At 43.4% G+C, this 12,752-nt stretch carries 15 protein-coding genes; 10 read left to right on the forward strand and 5 right to left on the reverse strand.

From position 1 onward, the window contains the following. The first annotated feature begins 2 nt into the window (after window positions 1-2). From coaE to AC1RM2_RS06050, 4 genes are all read left to right on the forward strand, one after another. Window positions 3-602 carry a dephospho-CoA kinase gene (coaE, locus tag AC1RM2_RS06035; RefSeq protein ID WP_492984101.1) on the forward strand — a complete coding sequence of 200 codons (600 nt, stop codon included), beginning with the start codon at window positions 3-5 and terminating at the stop codon, window positions 600-602. Window positions 603-654: 52 nt separating this feature from the next. Beyond that, window positions 655-1,593: an MBL fold metallo-hydrolase gene (locus AC1RM2_RS06040; RefSeq protein ID WP_492984102.1), complete on the forward strand. Its 939-nt coding sequence runs from the start codon at window positions 655-657 to the stop codon at window positions 1,591-1,593. Between the two features lie 96 nt (window positions 1,594-1,689). Continuing rightward, complete coding sequence (locus AC1RM2_RS06045) at window positions 1,690-1,872, forward strand: C1orf53 family protein (RefSeq protein ID WP_492984103.1); 183 nt, start codon at window positions 1,690-1,692, stop codon at window positions 1,870-1,872. Window positions 1,873-1,940: 68 nt separating this feature from the next. Beyond that, window positions 1,941-2,390 (forward strand): MarR family winged helix-turn-helix transcriptional regulator, encoded by a 450-nt coding sequence (locus tag AC1RM2_RS06050; protein ID WP_492984104.1) that lies wholly within the window; start codon window positions 1,941-1,943, stop codon window positions 2,388-2,390. Window positions 2,391-2,485: 95 nt separating this feature from the next. On the opposite strand, the gene AC1RM2_RS06055 is transcribed toward AC1RM2_RS06050, so the two are convergent. From AC1RM2_RS06055 to AC1RM2_RS06075, 5 genes are all read right to left on the reverse strand, one after another. Then, window positions 2,486-3,469 carry an aldo/keto reductase gene (locus tag AC1RM2_RS06055; RefSeq protein WP_492984105.1) on the reverse strand — a complete coding sequence of 328 codons (984 nt, stop codon included), beginning with the start codon at window positions 3,467-3,469 and terminating at the stop codon, window positions 2,486-2,488. Between the two features lie 124 nt (window positions 3,470-3,593). Beyond that, window positions 3,594-4,670 carry a family 10 glycosylhydrolase gene (locus AC1RM2_RS06060; protein ID WP_492984106.1) on the reverse strand — a complete coding sequence of 359 codons (1,077 nt, stop codon included), beginning with the start codon at window positions 4,668-4,670 and terminating at the stop codon, window positions 3,594-3,596. After that, a complete protein-coding gene (locus tag AC1RM2_RS06065) occupies window positions 4,663-5,796 on the reverse strand; it encodes a carbohydrate-binding family 9-like protein (protein WP_492984107.1) in 1,134 nt (377 codons plus the stop codon). Before AC1RM2_RS06065 ends, AC1RM2_RS06060 begins: the two co-directional genes overlap by 8 nt. Next, window positions 5,796-6,200 carry an EVE domain-containing protein gene (locus AC1RM2_RS06070; protein WP_492984108.1) on the reverse strand — a complete coding sequence of 135 codons (405 nt, stop codon included), beginning with the start codon at window positions 6,198-6,200 and terminating at the stop codon, window positions 5,796-5,798. Before AC1RM2_RS06070 ends, AC1RM2_RS06065 begins: the two co-directional genes overlap by 1 nt. A 249-nt stretch (window positions 6,201-6,449) precedes the next feature. Next, complete coding sequence (locus AC1RM2_RS06075; protein ID WP_492984109.1) at window positions 6,450-7,229, reverse strand: hypothetical protein; 780 nt, start codon at window positions 7,227-7,229, stop codon at window positions 6,450-6,452. Window positions 7,230-7,377: 148 nt separating this feature from the next. Here AC1RM2_RS06075 and AC1RM2_RS06080 point away from each other — a divergent pair, with 148 nt between their 5' ends. From AC1RM2_RS06080 to AC1RM2_RS06105, 6 genes are all read left to right on the forward strand, one after another. Then, window positions 7,378-8,400 carry a sensor histidine kinase gene (locus AC1RM2_RS06080; protein ID WP_492984110.1) on the forward strand — a complete coding sequence of 341 codons (1,023 nt, stop codon included), beginning with the start codon at window positions 7,378-7,380 and terminating at the stop codon, window positions 8,398-8,400. After that, window positions 8,393-9,172 (forward strand): LytR/AlgR family response regulator transcription factor, encoded by a 780-nt coding sequence (locus AC1RM2_RS06085; RefSeq protein ID WP_492984111.1) that lies wholly within the window; start codon window positions 8,393-8,395, stop codon window positions 9,170-9,172. Before AC1RM2_RS06080 ends, AC1RM2_RS06085 begins: the two co-directional genes overlap by 8 nt. A gap of 174 nt (window positions 9,173-9,346) precedes the next feature. Further along, the gene (locus AC1RM2_RS06090) at window positions 9,347-10,192 is read left to right on the forward strand and encodes a sterol desaturase family protein (protein WP_492984112.1); all 846 of its coding nucleotides are present in this window, start codon (window positions 9,347-9,349) and stop codon (window positions 10,190-10,192) included. Between the two features lie 52 nt (window positions 10,193-10,244). Then, on the forward strand, window positions 10,245-10,967 hold the full coding sequence (locus AC1RM2_RS06095) for a hypothetical protein (RefSeq protein ID WP_492984113.1): 723 nt from the start codon (window positions 10,245-10,247) through the stop codon (window positions 10,965-10,967). A gap of 27 nt (window positions 10,968-10,994) precedes the next feature. Beyond that, entirely contained in the window at window positions 10,995-11,405 is a 411-nt protein-coding gene (locus AC1RM2_RS06100; RefSeq protein ID WP_492984114.1) for a DUF4890 domain-containing protein, read from the forward strand. 197 nt (window positions 11,406-11,602) lie between these two features. Next, window positions 11,603-12,685, forward strand: coding sequence for a serine hydrolase domain-containing protein (locus tag AC1RM2_RS06105; protein ID WP_492984115.1), 1,083 nt, complete (start codon window positions 11,603-11,605; stop codon window positions 12,683-12,685). The last annotated feature ends 67 nt before the right edge of the window (window positions 12,686-12,752 follow it).

Genomic DNA, 12,752 nt, shown 5'->3' on the forward strand with positions numbered 1-12,752 from the left:
TCATGCTTAAAATTGGTTTAACAGGCAATATAGGCAGCGGCAAAACCACTGTAGCTAAAGTATTTGAACTATTGGGGGTACCAGTTTTTTATGCCGACGACGAAGCCAAAAAAGTTATGGTTACCGATACCATCCTGATTGATGCCATTAAGCAAACCTTTGGTGCCGAATCTTATTTTGCAGATGGCTCATTAAACCGCAAATATATTGCTGCTATTGTTTTTAATAATCCGGCGGAGTTAGAGAAACTTAACGCATTGGTACACCCCGCCGTTTTCAGGGCTTTTGAAGCACTTGAGGCAAAAGCCAAAGATGCCCCCTACATCATTCGCGAGGCGGCTATATTATTCGAAAGCGGCTCATACAAAACCTGCGACCGTACTATCATTGTAACCGCCCCATTGGATAAACGCATAGCCCGCGTAGTGCAGCGCGACGGCATTAGCATTGATGAAGTTAAAAAACGCGAAGGTCGCCAGATGCCCGAGGAGGAAAAGAAAAAACTGGCCGATGACGTGATCATAAACGATGACAGCCAACCGGTGATTCCGCAGGTGCTTGCCCTGCACCAAAAATATTTGGCCCTTGCCCATAACTTATAATGAATTAAACATTAGCTTTTAGCTGTACGCCTTAAGCTTGTAGCTCCTGAAAATGATACTCGACGATTTTGTACTTATAGATGATAAAGGCCTTTACTGCAAGTATGGCGATTTTTACCTCGACCCTAAACTACCTGCTAAAAACGCCGTTATCACACATGCCCACGCCGATCATGCCATCAGCGGCAATACTGATGTATGTTGTACCCGCGCCACGGCAAGCGTAATGCAGTTAAGGTATGAACGTACTGCCGCTAAAGTTTTTCATATTGTACCCTTTAACCAGCCTTTTACAATAGGCAAAGTGCAAATTACTTTTATCCCGGCCGGCCACATGCTCGGTTCGGCACAAATACTTATGGAGCACGAGGGTACCCGTTACCTGTACACCGGTGACTATAAACTACAACCCGATGCCACCTGCGAACCCATAGAATGGGTAAAAACCGATGTATTGATAACCGAAAGTACCTTTGCCGACCCGGCTGTTATACACCCCGATCCGGTTGAGGAGATTAAAAAGATCAATGATATCAAGATCAATATTTTATTGGGCGCTTACGGCCTGGGCAAAAGCCAGCGGCTTATTAACCTGATAACCGAGCACGCCCCGCAAAAAAAAATCCTCGTACATCATAAAATTATGCCCATCAATGCCATTTACGAAAACATGGGCTACCGCCCCGGCAAATACCGGGTTTATGGCCGTAAACTCATGAAAGTGCAGGATGAATTTGTATATATAGTGCCCCCCTTTACTTTTGATAGCTACATCAGGGCCACGGGCGTAAAGCGATTATTTGCATCGGGCTGGAAAAACCTGCAGGTAAACAACCAGGATACGCTTTTTATATCCGACCATGTAGACTGGAACGATATCCTGGAAACCATTACCCGTACCCAACCCAAACAAGTATGGACCCTGCATGGCGATGGCCGCCATTTGAAGAATTATTTTAAAGATGAGATATTTGTAAAAATACTCAATTGATGATGTGCAGATATGCAGATTTCAAATGTGCAAATGTTGGAATCATACGCACCTGAATTCTGCACATCTAAATTTCGCATATTTAAATTCAAACTGATGCTGAAAGAGGGCATTGATTATTATATTAATGAAGATGGCAATTTTGTTTTTACAAAGCACTATCATTTAACGCGCGGTTATTGCTGTAAAAACAAATGCCTGCATTGCCCCTGGGACTATGGTAAACCCAAAGCAAATAGCAGCAATATTGACCCGGAGGACCAGCTTCAGCAAAGCTAATAGCTGATTAGTTTACCGCGATTTAAAAATAAATAAACATATTTGTACTTTAGTCATTATATACTATTATGCGGATAGACGACGAAATACAAAGTAACAAGTTTGAAGATAATTACCATAAAGTAGTCATTAATATTGCTTATACTTCCGGGTGGTTAAACAACTTCTTCCGTTGTCATTTTGATAAGCACAACCTTACCCAGCAGCAATTTAATATCCTAAGGATACTACGTGGCCAGTACCCCAAACCGGCCACAATTAACTTGCTAAAAGAAAGGATGATTGATAAAATGTCTGACGCCAGCCGTATTGTCGACCGCCTGATTCAAAAAGAATTGGTTTCGCGCTGCACCAATAATAAAGACCGCCGGGCTGTTGATATCCGCATAAGCGACCTTGGCCTGGAAACCCTCGCCAAAATGGACGAGGAGTTTAAAACCCGCGAAGTACTTCAGGATAACCTTACACCCGATGAAGCCGCCCAGTTGAGTGATTTGCTGGATAAGTTGAGGGGATAGCAGCCCCACCCAAACCCTCCCCGGAAGGGAGGGCTTTAGAAAATTTAAAGTCTGCCCTTCCGGGGGAGATTTAGAGGGGGCTTTTAAAAGAAGGCTTAATAATGTCCTCTTATTTTCCCAACAATTTCCGCATCATACAAATTCCTTAATTGCTGATGAATACTGGCCGGCAAAGGCGCTAACGCAGATGCCCGAACGTTACTATCAACCTGTGATACTTTTGATGCGCCGGGGATAACGGTGGTAACTTCCGGATGATCCAAGATCCAACGGATAGCCCATTGGGGCATACTGCCATCTGGCAATAGCTGTTTTATTGTTTGAGATAGCTTCAGCCCCTGATTAAACTCTATACCCGAGAATGTTTCGCCGGTATTAAAGGCCTCGCCGTTGGCGTTATAATTACGATGGTCATTTGCAGCAAATTTGGTTTGCCCGTTAAATTTACCGGATAATAACCCACTGGCTAAGGGAACCCTTACAATAATGGCAACTTCTTTTTCCTTTGCTTTAGCAAAAACCTCGTCTGCCACGTGTTGCCTGAACAGGTTAAATATGATCTGTAACGATGCCAGGCCTTCCTGCTCCAGGCATATAAGTGCTTCTTCGGATGTTTCTACACTGGCGCCAAAGTGTTTAATGAGGCCTTGTTGCCGCAACGAACGTAAATGATCAAATACCTTGCCTGACTTCATTTCTTCGGTAGGGATGCAATGCAATTGCTCTAAAAATAGTTGCGGCACATCCAAATGCTTCAGCGAGTCTTCCACATTCCGTTTCATTATATCGTAGGTAAAGTTTTGCGGCCAGCCATTTGGCGCATCGCCCCGGCGACCCAATTTGGTAGCTACAAATACTTCCTTATCTGTTGTTTTTAAAAACCTGCCAATAACGGATTCACTTACACCCATGCCATAAACATCGGCGGTATCGATAAAATTACCTCCTGCGTCGGTATATGCCTTTAGTATAGCAAAAGCATCCTCGTCGTTTACGTTGCCCCAGTCGGCGCTGCCCAATTGCCAGGTACCCAGGCCAACTTCGGCTATAGGTGTGTTTTTGAAATTTCTGTAGTTCATATGGTAATCACCAATTATAGTGGAGGTCAAACTTAGTTTCTTTACATCATCTGCACATCTGAAATCTATAATCTGCACATCATTCTCCCATCATCTGCACATCTGAAATCTATAATCTGCACATCTACTTCCCCGTTTCCTCGTGCAAAATATCCAATATAGTTGGCGTCACCCTGCCAAAGAACGAAATGCCGGCAGCACCATTTTTCAACGCATACTGGATCCCGGCGCGCACTTCGTCGTCATTTTTAAAATCGGATATATACAAGCCTGCATACAGCGGGAATTTTCCATCCAAAAAGTGTACGCCTTCGGCCACAGCATCGCCTATCCAGCTTACACCCTCTTTATAAAAGCCGTGATAAATCATTGGGCAAACACCATCCAGGTGAAAATTTGTCCAGTCCTGCCTCACATTGCGGCGCGCAACCTCGGGCGTTGGGAACACGGCGGCTGTAATGGCCTTTTTATGCTGCTTAGCCACCTCCGAAATTTTGTTGACTACCCTGATAATATTACCATACCTGAACAAGCGCCACGAAAGGCTGGCATCCGGGTATTGTATAGCCTTTACATCCTGTCCGTATTGTTCCTTAAATTTGGCCTGGCAAACTTCGCAATAGCAAAAATCATATTCGGGCAATTCTTTGGTTTGTTCAATTTTGTAATGATCCCAAAGGTTTACCGGCAGTACCACATCGCAATAACGTACATAATCCAGGTGAATGCCATCTACGTAATCCAAAGCCAGTATCTTATCAACCGTAGTGGTCAGGTAATCCTGTACCTCGGGGCGCGATGGGCAAAGCCAGCGGTAATAAGTTACGTAGGGTGGTTTATCGGCACATGAATCGCCGTTGCGGCTTTTGCTGTACCATTCGGGATGCTCGTTTAATAGTTCGGCACGGTTAAAAGTCCATATCCAGCGGTGGGCCTCAATTCCGGCAGCTTTAGCCGCGCGAAAATGCCGCTCGCTGTCATTCTCAAAAAATATACCGGTTATCCCTTTGGCTTTGTAGGCGGCGTAATTGGTTTTTAAATCGTCATCAGTATCCTTTAAATTAGGATTTATCCAGATCCAGTTTTTCCTTGCTTTTTTTTTCGCGGCCGCGGTATTTACGGGGGCGGCAGTACTTAAAAGTGGTAGCTGGGCAGCAACGCCGGCCAACAAACCGGCTTTTAAAAATTCGCGCTTATTCATGGAGTACAGGGTTAAATTGCTCTATAAAACCTTCGTGGTTTATGGTATAGGTGGTGTTTGTTTTTTTATCAGTAATAAAAGCTTCAAACTGGTTTTGAGTGCTTTGCAGCTTTAATTTATTGCTGACGCCAGCAATATCATACTTACTGTTGATACCCAATTTGCCAAGCGACGAGGCATATTCATGATGTTGCCTGTACCATTGTTTTTGCCTGTAATAAACCAGCCAAAGGTATTTCTTTTGTTCTTCGGCATAAGGCATGGCAAATACTACATCATCGGCCTCATGCGTACTAAACACCAGGTATCCCCAATGCTCGGGACTGTGCATGGCAATCTCGCCCTGCGGCGACCAGGACCAGTTATGTTCCGGGAGATCGCGCCCGGTAGAATCCTTCAGTTTTACATTCCGGCCTTCCGCAATTTTGGTATCATACTCCACCCGCGAAAAATTAATGCGGTAAATGGCGCCATTTTCAGGAGTACGCGACCTAAAACCCATGGTAATGGCCTTAAAAGGAATGGCCATTTCTACCGTCCAGCCCGCATCTGTATCCGAAGTATTGTTGAGTGTGCCTTGCACCTTAACTGCCGAACGCAGGCCATTAGCTTCCCAACTTGTAAGGCCGCCGCCCCTGTTGCGGTAAGGCTTATTCAAAAACAAATCGAAAATAGTATTCAATGGGTTTACTTCAATTTCGTAATAGGAATGGGTTGTTGTTGATGGGTCGATAAATAACTCAAAATCATTATCGTGGTATACCACATCATCGTGATTTTTTAAAGTAGCCCATACCTGCGGCTCTTCCATTCGGGCGGCTATATATAAATAGTTATCGTCCCAAAGCATTTTTAAATTGGTTTTGTAAGGCGGTTTGGGTTTTAGGTCGCCTTCAATATCAACAAAATCCTTTGTCCATTTTGCTTGCTGCCAAACGGCATCATTAATATCGCCATCAATTACCGGGGCGTTTGCAATATGCCTTACTACGTAATTTTCGGGTGTCGCAAACAAATTCTCCAACCCGGCAAATGGCGATTGTGCCTCAGTTATTTTTGGGGAAAATAACACCGCTGTAAGAAACAACGTTTGTATACAGCGACCGATTGCAAATGGCGTGGCCATTAGCTGCCCAATTCTAAAATACGGTCAAACTCCTCGCGTTTTAATGCCATTACCGAAAGGCGGCCCTGCCTTACCAGCCCAATGTCCTTCAATTGTTCATCGGCTTTTATCGTCTCCAGTGTTACAGGCTTTTTCAATGTTTCTACCGGCGACAGGTCTACAACCACCCAGTTTGGGTCTTTGGTTGTCGGGTCCTGGTAAGCTTCTTTAACCACTTTGGCTATACCTACTACTTCTTTGCCATCGTTACTATGGTAAAACAGCACCAGGTCGCCCTCCTGCATCAATCTTAAATTATTGCGTGCCTGGTAGTTGCGCACGCCATCCCAAAAGGTGCGGCCATCTTTATTAAATTTTTCCCAGCTATATTTTATGGGTTCCGATTTTACTAACCAATGCTGCATTTGTGCTTGAAATATGTGTACCGTAAAGATGTTAAAAAGCTACGATAAGTTAAGTGGACTTTTGTAAAAAGATAAGAAAAGCCTCACCTGAATAGGTTGTATCATAAATTATGATCAGCCTATTTTTCTTTGATTTATGCAAGCATCTGGCAGAGGTTATCATGATCATAATGATCGTTTTTGCAACAATCGGGTTTAAGCATATGGGCGCGCGCCGAATTATAGATTTAATTTGCGGCTATACGTTCGCTACCGTGCCAGCACCTTCGGCGAAATAATTATCCCGGTTGAATCGTCCCAGTGAAAGATGATCTGTGTGGCCGTAACTTCCATGCTGCCTACGTAATCATGGTCAATATCCTGGCCAAAGCCGGCATAAAACCCATAGGTACCCTCTTTTAACACGGGCTGGTAAGATGCATAATTATAGTGGCCCGTTAATACCGCAGTACCTGTACAGGCTGTATTGTCGAAGCTTTTTATAGATGCCCCAATGAAATTGATATAATACTTATCATGTAACGGGTATGGCATATAAATACTATAGGTAAACATAAAGTTGGTACAATATTTTTTTTGGGTACTAACCGTAAACGCCAGGTATGCCGAATCGGACGTAGCGCTTTTTACATACTGCGGTACAAAGGTGATTTGCTCACCTTTATCGAACGGAATAAAATACACCGGGGGTGCATATACCGAATCGATAACCGTTATCACTATACTTTTCGAAGTAATATCGTTATTTTTTGCACTGATGGTGTAGTTTCCGGCTTTGGTGAACTTAATTCGGGCGGCATTTTTTGCGGTGCGCAAAGTATCAAAACCCGCGGGGACCACCGTCCAGGTAACTGCATTGCTGTTATCGGCCCCCACCAGCAACATTGAGTCGGGTTCGTTTATTTTTATCTTTAACTTGCTAACGGCAATTTCTCCTTCAGGGGCGTTAGGCTCGCCATTCTTTTTGCACGAGGATACTGCACAAAAGGCCAGCGCCAGTATGGCAAGGCACAATGATAACTTTCTCATTATAACGGATATGGATAAACAAATGTAAAGAAATTAACTATAGATGTGGGTAATAATTTTGAGAGAAAGGGAACGCCTTCGCCCCCCAAATTTTCAGCTTCACCCTAATTTTCTGTTAGCAGTAGTTATCTTTAATTAGATTTACCTGATGGAAAAAACCGGGAAACAGTTATGGTTTTACTGTTCGCTGCTGATAGCCGTAATGCTTAATAGCGGGAGGTTGCTTGCCCTGCGCGAAAATGGCATTGTAGCCCATTACTGGCGTTTTAATGCTGCCGAATTTGCCTACCAGCTATTGGCGCAGCTTAGTTTCTGCTACCTCCTGTTTTCGCTCAATTTAGGCCGTGGCCTATTGGCCCGGTATCGCGACAATAACAGATACCTGCGTTATATATCGCTCAATTTTTTGATGGCATTTACCGGCATGGTGCTGATAGGTGGCGTACAAAAGCGGGTATTTAGCTTTAACCCCAACCAAATAAGGGGCGCTTTTTGGCTGGGGTATTTAATGCGGTACGCTTTAGCGGCTTTATTAATAGGCATTATTATAAAAATAGTGCTGCTACTACGCCAAAACAAACAACAGGCCATTGAAAACGAACAACTTAAAAATGTCTATACCATAGCCGAACTGGAGTTATTAAAAGAGCAGCTTAACCCACACTTTTTATTCAACTCATTGAGCAGTTTATCGGGCGTGGTACGCGAAAACCCGGCCCTGGCACAGCAATATATCAAACACCTGTCGTCGGTTTTCAGGTATACATTAATCAAACCTGTCAGCAACCTGGTTACCGTGAACGAGGAATTAACCATGGTAAAATCATTTGCCCAATTGTTAAAAATGCGGTTTGAAAATGCTTTTGAGCTAACAATTGATGTGGACGATACTTACCTGCAATATAAGCTGCCGCATTTATCGTTACAGCCTTTGTTGGAGAATGCGGCTAAGCACAACGCCGCTACCTTAAAAACGCCATTGCAGGTAACCATTAAAATGTGCGGCGACGAATTATCTGTAAGTAACAACCTTAACCCGGCAGATGCAGATGGTACCGGAACCGGTTTGGCCAACCTTAACCAGCGCTACAAAATATTGATGCAACGGGAAATAGACATTGAAAAAACTACCAGCTATTTTACAGTTAAGCTCCCTTTGAAACATGAATAAACTACGTGTTGTTATAGTTGAAGACGAACCGGTTACCGCCCGTAACCTTGCACATGTGCTGCAAAACGTTGATGAAAACATCATTGTTACGGCATCCCTGCCTGATGTAAAGGAGGCTGTGGAGTGGTTTAACACCAATCCGGATAACTACGATCTTGTATTTATGGATATCCGCCTTGCCGATGGGGTATCTTTTGATATTTTTAAACAGGCCGAGATCCTGAAACCTGTAATATTTGTAACGGCCTATAACGACTATGCCATACAGGCATTTAAAAATAATGGCATTGATTATATTCTTAAACCTTTTGATGAGCCCGAAATTGAGCTGGCATTAAATAAATTTAAACGCCTGGTAGTACAAGGGCCCAAAAGCGATGTAAACCAGCCCTTTGAACAACTGCTGCAACAGGTAATAATATTGGCAAAACCGTACAAAAAATCCTTCCTGGTTCATTTCCGGAATAAACTCATCCCGGTTGAGACCGCTAAAATAGCCTGGTTTTATACAGCCCATGAAATAGTTTACGCCCAAACCACAGACGGCCAACAATACAACATCGAATTTACAATGGAGCAGCTGGAGCAACAGTTGGAGCCCGACATGTTTTTTCGAGCCAACCGGCAGTTCATCATCAACCGCAAGGCACTAACCGAGGTCGATTTTTATTTTAACGGCCGCCTATCCCTTAAAATGAAACCGGAACCACCGGAGAAAATCCTCATCAGCAAAGCAAGGGTGCCCGAGTTTAAAAAATGGGTAGATAGCTGAGATTTTTGATTTCGGATGTTCGATTTCGGATTTGAAGGAGAAGGATTTAACGCCTCCCGTCACTTCGCCCCCCGGTTTTTCAGCTTCACCGGGTTTCATAAAACTTAAGCCGCATTTTCTGGTCAACTTTATATTGTCAATCAAAAACGACAAAATAATTCAAACGACTAAGAAATGAAACATCAAATTGGCCCATGCCGCATATACATATTATTGTTCCTGGCCGTACTTGTAACCGCCGAAATTATCTGGAGTTGGAAAAAAGATAAAAATGCATATGATGTTAAAGAAACCTTTTCAAACCTTTATGTTTTTGTTGGCTTCCAATTTTCCAAATATATCTTCGCCGGCTACCAATTAGCCGTACTTGGCTTTTTTGCCAACCTGGCGCCCTTTACGTTACCCAGGAATGGCTGGATTTTCCTGCTCACTTTTTTTACAGCCGATTTTATCTACTACTGGTTTCATCGCATCTCTCACCATTGGAAACCGCTTTGGGCATTCCATCTCATCCATCACTCGGCCATGCACATGAACCTTACGGCAGCTTACAGGCTTAACTGGTTTTCAGCAATTGTTAGTCCGCTATTTTTTATACCGGCAGCATTATTGGGTATGCCAACAGATTTTATTGTGATATCCTATGTACTTAACCTGGCTTATCAATTCTTTTTACACACCGAAGTTGTTGGCAAACTGGGCTTGGTAGAACATGTAATGGATACACCATCATCGCACCGGGTGCATCATGGCAGTAATTCTATTTATATCGATAAAAACTTTGGCGGCGTGTTCATTATCTGGGATAAACTATTTGGCACTTATCAGGCCGAAACCGAAAAGGTAAACTATGGCCTAACCACCGGTTTTGTGAGTAACAACCCGTTTGTATTGGTTGCCCGCGGATTTATAGATCTGTTTAAAAGCAAAAAACTTTCCGAAATAAAGGGTGATCAAGGTACAATCACCTTCGAGAAACCTGTATTAGCTCAACAAAGCTATCGGCAGGTAATATCATGATCAATAAAAAATCAAACTAAATAACATATACACAACATTAAAATTTAATATTATGAAAAACGTAAAAACAACAATGGTGATATTGCTGATTGCATCAAGCCTTGGTTTAGGTTTAAACTCGTGTAAAAAAGATGGCGTGGCTGCCACCGACGTTACTGTTACAGAAGCCGACGCGGCAGAACTTACTACCGATGCTGTAACGCCAACAACAGGCGGGTTTGCCTTACAGGTAAACAGCTCGGTAACTATCTATAAAACGGTTGCACTAAGTTGCGGCGTCAAAAAGGACTCAACCTTAACCAAAACAAGCGCGGCGGGTGCCACACCATCATACAGCTACAACCTCAGCTGGAATTACATGCTCACCTGCGCTGGTATTGTGCCCAACCAGCTTACCTTCAATTTTACCGGTACGCATACTTTTGATGGCACGCGCATGTCGTCAAACGGCAATAGCACGGGTGGCTTTGTACTCACTAATTTGCAGCCATCTGCATCAACTTATTCCTTAAGCACCACATTTACACATAGCGGCACCGAGACCTCAAAAATAGCGCGTAAATACACCTTCACAAGCAATTTAAGCATTACATCGTCAAACATACTGGTTGATAAAGCCACTTTGAAAATAGTATCGGGCAGCGCCGCGGTTAAGCTTACAGGTTCGTCGTCATCCGGCAAGTCTTTCAGTTTTGCAGGTACCATTACCTTCCTTGGCGACAATAAAGCTACTTTGCTTTTAAATAGCGGGGCCAGTTATGCTATTCAATGGTAAAATGTATTTTTAACCAAATTACGAGCAATGAAAAAACAAGGAATTATAAAAGCACTTTGGCTAATAGCCGCTGTAATAACTGTTACAATATTGATGGGCAAACCGGCAATTGCCCAAACCGGCATGCCCGATTTTAAAAACTCTACCCCTGAACAACGGGCCCAGTTTCAGACGGAAATGATGAAGAGCAAACTAAAATTGGACGCCGCGCAGGAGAGCAAAGTGCAGGCTATTAATTTAACTTACGCCCGTAAAATGCAGACCATTATAAAAAGCGATGATGGCCGTTTTAGCAAAATGAAACAGGCCAGGAGTTTGCAGGAAGCAAAAGACAAGGAGTTAAAAGGTGTGTTCACCCCGGCCCAGTTTAAACAATACAAGGATTTTGAGGAGGAGATGAAAGCGAAACTAATGGAAAAGGTTAAGGAGAAACAATAATTTGAGGGCATGGCATCTGTGGTTGGCTATATTTTAGCCTGCTGTTGCGGTTTTGTTGCGATTTTTATTTTATGATAATTCATAAAATATTGATTATTAGATAGATAATATTTTTCGCTGTTTCACCTGTTGCGCAACACTACAGTTTCCAGGTTAAAACCCGTCGCTATATTACAGATTGAAATAATATTGATATCATGAAAAAGATTATAACCGCAATCCTGTTTGTCTTTGCTTTTGCCACGGCAAAAGCCCAGCACCATTTTGAAAAGGTTGACCAATGGCTTGCCGATAATACGGAAAAAATGGGCGGCCGTACCGTGCTTATGGTTTATAAAGATGGCAAAATCATTTGCACCGGCAGCAAGGATGAAATGACGCTGAAGCAAAGGTTTGCCACAAAAATGATAGCCCGTAAAATGGGCAAAACACCTAACCTTGATGCTTTTACAACCACCACCAAAATCCCTGTAGCCAGTTGCAGCAAATGGTTTAGCGCGGCTTTGGTGATGACTTTTGTTGATGAGGGTAAACTAAAACTGACCGACACCGTAGGTAAATACCTGCCTGTACTCTCCAAAACCGGCAAAGGTGCCATTACCATAGGCCAATGCCTGTCGCACCTTACCGGCATCCAGGCGCCACCCATAAAAGAGGCTTTGCAGGACATGAAAGATATTCACAGTATGGAGCAATCTATCCAAAACATTGCGGATATGCCCATTGAGGGCAAGCCTGGCACGTTGTTCAGATACAGCAATGTAGGCCTGCAAATGGCAGCCGCTGTTATTGAAAAAATTAGCGGTAAAAATTTCGAAACCCTTTTTGCCGAACGCATTGCCGGCCCATGCGGTATGGTTGATACCGATTTTGGCAAAGGCCCCGTAGCCTTCCCCGCCGGCGGCGCCTTGAGCACTCCTAATGATTATCTTAACTTTTTGGTGATGATATTAAACAAAGGTACTATTAACGGCAAACGTGTGCTAACCGAAAAAAGTGTTAATGAAATGCAGATAGACCGGATAACCAAAGACGTAAAAATAGCCTATGCGCCTGAAGAGGCCGGCAATGCCGGTTATGGTTTCGGCGAGTGGGTGTTGAAAGCATCCAGCCCGCAAAACCCAACCCCGGCGGTAAGTAGTCCGGGTTTATTTGGCAGCTTCCCCTGGATTAACAACGATAAGCATTATGCTGCTTTTATGATGTGTTTTTACATTAAAAACGATGGCAGGCATGAAAGATATTACGCGTTGAAACAGTTGGTGGATGAGGCATTGTAAGGAGTAATGAAATACCGGCGAAAGACTTACGAAATTTTTGAAACTTCGTAAGTCTGATTTTTTTCAC

The organism is Mucilaginibacter sp. GW822-FHT03E02, assembly GCF_058801545.1.

What these genes read in the sequence shown, in the direction of transcription:
- coaE (WP_492984101.1), top strand. Translation starts at nt 3, where the DNA reads ATGCTTAAAATTGGTTTAACAGGCAATATAGGCAGCGGCAAAACCACT.
- AC1RM2_RS06040 (WP_492984102.1), top strand. Translation starts at nt 655, where the DNA reads ATGATACTCGACGATTTTGTACTTATAGATGATAAAGGCCTTTACTGC.
- AC1RM2_RS06045 (WP_492984103.1), top strand. Translation starts at nt 1,690, where the DNA reads ATGCTGAAAGAGGGCATTGATTATTATATTAATGAAGATGGCAATTTT.
- AC1RM2_RS06050 (WP_492984104.1), top strand. Translation starts at nt 1,941, where the DNA reads ATGCGGATAGACGACGAAATACAAAGTAACAAGTTTGAAGATAATTAC.
- AC1RM2_RS06055 (WP_492984105.1), bottom strand. Translation starts at nt 3,469, where the DNA reads ATGAACTACAGAAATTTCAAAAACACACCTATAGCCGAAGTTGGCCTG.
- AC1RM2_RS06060 (WP_492984106.1), bottom strand. Translation starts at nt 4,670, where the DNA reads ATGAATAAGCGCGAATTTTTAAAAGCCGGTTTGTTGGCCGGCGTTGCT.
- AC1RM2_RS06065 (WP_492984107.1), bottom strand. Translation starts at nt 5,796, where the DNA reads ATGGCCACGCCATTTGCAATCGGTCGCTGTATACAAACGTTGTTTCTT.
- AC1RM2_RS06070 (WP_492984108.1), bottom strand. Translation starts at nt 6,200, where the DNA reads ATGCAGCATTGGTTAGTAAAATCGGAACCCATAAAATATAGCTGGGAA.
- AC1RM2_RS06075 (WP_492984109.1), bottom strand. Translation starts at nt 7,229, where the DNA reads ATGAGAAAGTTATCATTGTGCCTTGCCATACTGGCGCTGGCCTTTTGT.
- AC1RM2_RS06080 (WP_492984110.1), top strand. Translation starts at nt 7,378, where the DNA reads ATGGAAAAAACCGGGAAACAGTTATGGTTTTACTGTTCGCTGCTGATA.
- AC1RM2_RS06085 (WP_492984111.1), top strand. Translation starts at nt 8,393, where the DNA reads ATGAATAAACTACGTGTTGTTATAGTTGAAGACGAACCGGTTACCGCC.
- AC1RM2_RS06090 (WP_492984112.1), top strand. Translation starts at nt 9,347, where the DNA reads ATGAAACATCAAATTGGCCCATGCCGCATATACATATTATTGTTCCTG.
- AC1RM2_RS06095 (WP_492984113.1), top strand. Translation starts at nt 10,245, where the DNA reads ATGAAAAACGTAAAAACAACAATGGTGATATTGCTGATTGCATCAAGC.
- AC1RM2_RS06100 (WP_492984114.1), top strand. Translation starts at nt 10,995, where the DNA reads ATGAAAAAACAAGGAATTATAAAAGCACTTTGGCTAATAGCCGCTGTA.
- AC1RM2_RS06105 (WP_492984115.1), top strand. Translation starts at nt 11,603, where the DNA reads ATGAAAAAGATTATAACCGCAATCCTGTTTGTCTTTGCTTTTGCCACG.